Source organism: Haladaptatus sp. (genome assembly GCF_049589095.1).
Lineage (GTDB): Archaea > Halobacteriota > Halobacteria > Halobacteriales > Haladaptataceae > Haladaptatus.
Genome location: NZ_JBAWAC010000482.1, coordinates 1 through 2,882, shown reverse-complemented (window position 1 = coordinate 2,882; position 2,882 = coordinate 1). Strand labels below are relative to the sequence as shown.

Annotated in this window: 2 protein-coding genes; both read right to left on the bottom strand. The window is 57.1% G+C overall.

What is annotated here, in order from left to right; genetic code table 11:
* Positions 1–779: 779 nt before the first annotated feature.
* Positions 780–1,265 (bottom strand): pyridoxamine 5'-phosphate oxidase family protein, encoded by a 486-nt coding sequence (locus WBV42_RS14935; RefSeq protein WP_423986736.1) that lies wholly within the window; start codon positions 1,263–1,265, stop codon positions 780–782.
* Positions 1,266–1,369: 104 nt separating this feature from the next.
* Positions 1,370–2,569, bottom strand: a complete 1,200-nt coding sequence (locus WBV42_RS14930) for a methionine adenosyltransferase (protein WP_423986735.1) — start codon at positions 2,567–2,569, stop codon at positions 1,370–1,372.
* Positions 2,570–2,882 lie beyond the last annotated feature (313 nt).

Sequence of the window (2,882 nt, the reverse complement as noted above, 5' to 3'; positions counted from 1 at the left end):
TCGGAACGACATCGGTGGTCTAGTTATCGGACTGTTCTTCGAGTGCCACGAGGTTTCTGATGCGAGGGAGGGAAATCGATTGAGTGGTAGTTGCATGGACACCGCGTTGCCGTTGTAAATGGTGCATAGACGAGCCGTTCCCCGCGAATATTGGCGTTTTGTTGTGGGATCCCTTTCTCTTAACCCTGGAGTGCCGTTGTAAACGCGCGTTGCCATCGATTGTTTGATCCGTTTGTCGGGGACCCCACGTTGCCGTTGTAAGTGTGGGAGTGTGTGGTGGAGGGGAAGGGAGGGGTTTCGGGGGGTCGGTTTGACCGAAAATCCACACCGATTCAACAGGGGCGGACGCCGATACCACGAAAGACACTGCTTGTGCGCCGAGAAATGATACTCTCGATAGGTCAAAAGCGACAGCACGATTTCAGCTGAAGACAAACCGCGACCGAGTCGCTATCTCCAGTTTGCGACTCTCTCGGGGGATTGTTGGTAAAATAGGTATTTAACCCTATTGCTTCGTCTATCGTGGCTGTTCCCTCACATGAATGTGTACCATCATTCCCTCGTCTCTGTCCGACCCTTTCAATCGGCAATTTCTTCCGTTTCACAAGGAACACAGCCTTTAACTCCCACTTACAACGGCAACGTGGGGTCTCAGACAATACTCTCTGAATACATCAGAGGTCTACCTCGTAACGGATCGCTACTTCCCAGTCGGCCACTCCTCCACTCTCGGTCTTACCATCTGCCTCCGAGATCGACTCCGTCTTCCGACCCCACCGTCACCCGAACTGCCATCGAGTCGCGTCGTTCGGATAATCGCTCCACGCGAAGACGGTTTTGGGACGAACCGTGAAAAACGGTGTTCCGTGCTGGATACCGTACTTTCCCTGGTACGCCGTGTCGAGTCGTTCTTCGAGGTCCGTATCGGTGACACGCTCTGCAACGCCTTCGATGATGACGACCGCTTCGCCGCTTTCCCGATGTGCGACGATACGGGAATCGGCCTGGATGTTCTGAACCCAACGAGTTCGTTCGCCGCCACCGCAGTGGAGGGCGTCATCGACCCAGACACCCCAAACCGGACGAACATGCGGATGGCCGTCGGGCCGCGTCGTGCACAGCCAGTAGTTTTGATCCTCCGCCATCGCATCGCGTACGAACGTCCACGAAAGCATCTCCCCTTCCTCGTCGGGAATTCCATAGCTCTCCTCGGTCACCGGTCTGCTTCGATGTGCGTCGTATTCCGTAACGTCGTTCCCCACCATCGTTTGGAGTACGTCACCAAGGGCCAAAGAGATACGTATCAATCGACGGTAAATACACCAAAATAAAAACCGCCAAGCGTCCGATTAGAACGTCCTTCGCTCGTTCAGAACGTCCTCACGTCGCCGTCGATGGCGCGTTTCGTGATGTGGGTCACGTTCGACAGTTCCTCGTCCACGAGGGCGACGATGTCGTCTTCGATGTCGCCGAGTTCGACACCATCTTCGGTGACGACGTGAGCGTCGGCGACGTGCGGTTGGTCGATGGGTCGCCCGATCTGCGAGAGCAGGCGGACCCGCATGTCGCGGATTCCATCGACTTCCGCCACCACGATTTCGGCGATTTCGGTGCTCAGTAGGTTGTAGATCTTTCCGATGTGGTTGACGGGGTTCTTGCCGCTGGTCGCCTCCATGCTCATCGAGCGGTTCGGCGTGATGAGACCGTTGGCGCGGTTTCCACGGCCGACGGAGCCGTCGTCACCCATCTCGGCGCTGGTGCCGGTCGTCGTCAGGTAGATGCTCTCATCGTCGTCGGCGGTGTTGACGTAGACGTTCACGTCGCGGTCGGTGTACTCGTGGGCGACCTGGTGGACGTAGTCGCGTACCTCCTCGACGACGGCGTCGTACTCCTCACGGTTGTCGATGTACTTGTCCACCATCGCGGCGGCGACGGTCACGTCGATGGTGTCGCGTTCGCGTTTGCCCATGATCTTCACGTCCGGGCCAAGTTCGGGGTGATCGGCCGCGAACTCGCCGTTGAGGCGGTTCTCGGCGTTCAGGACGATCTTCTCGGTTTCCGAGAGTGGGGCATGACCCACTCCAAAGCTCGTGTCGTTCGCCATCGGTACCGTCGCGCCCTCCTCGGAGAACACGTCTTGGAGGTCCCCGCTCCCTTCGCCGAGTTTTACGTCGATGATGACGTCGTGGCCGACTTCGAGTTCGGGGATGTTCTCGTTGAGGTAGTTGCGGGCGGCGTCCAACGCGACGGTGTCGGTCGGGATCTTCATCCCTTCGTATTCCTTGGTCGCACGACCGACGAGGAGGATATAGATCGGCTCGACGAGTTCGCCGCCGCCGTACTGCGGGTTGGAACTCCCCGCAACGAGTTGCGTTTCGTCGGTGTTGTAGTGAAGGACTTTGCCGACACGGTCGAGATAGGTCTGCGAAAGTGCGCTAGAGACCGCTTCCGCGATACCGTCACAGATAGAGTCAGGGTGACCGATTCCCTTCCGCTCCACGATTTCGATGTCCTGATCTTCGACTGCCCGACGGTCGATAGGTTCCACCTGAATGTTCCGCTCAGTCATTATATCGGTTTCACGGTCACGGATTCTATAACTTGCGGAAACGCATTTCCCCGATTTGATTACTGTTACTCATTTTCGAGTGGTGATTACCCATCCCACAGCAACTCCCTCTTTCACTCGCTATTTCTCCCTTCGTTCCTCCCCTGTTCCCCTCCCTTCTTTCCTCCCCTGTTCCCCTCCCTTCTTTCCTCCCCTGTTCCCCTCCCTCTCTCTTTCCTCCCCTGTTCCCCTCCCTCTCTCTTTCCCTACAACCCTCCACTGTCCCTCCCTACACCCGCCATGTCACTTCGTTTTCGCTACTCAGTGGCTGTTC

What these genes read in the sequence shown, in the direction of transcription:
- WBV42_RS14935 (WP_423986736.1), bottom strand. Translation starts at nt 1,265, where the DNA reads ATGGTGGGGAACGACGTTACGGAATACGACGCACATCGAAGCAGACCG.
- WBV42_RS14930 (WP_423986735.1), bottom strand. Translation starts at nt 2,569, where the DNA reads ATGACTGAGCGGAACATTCAGGTGGAACCTATCGACCGTCGGGCAGTC.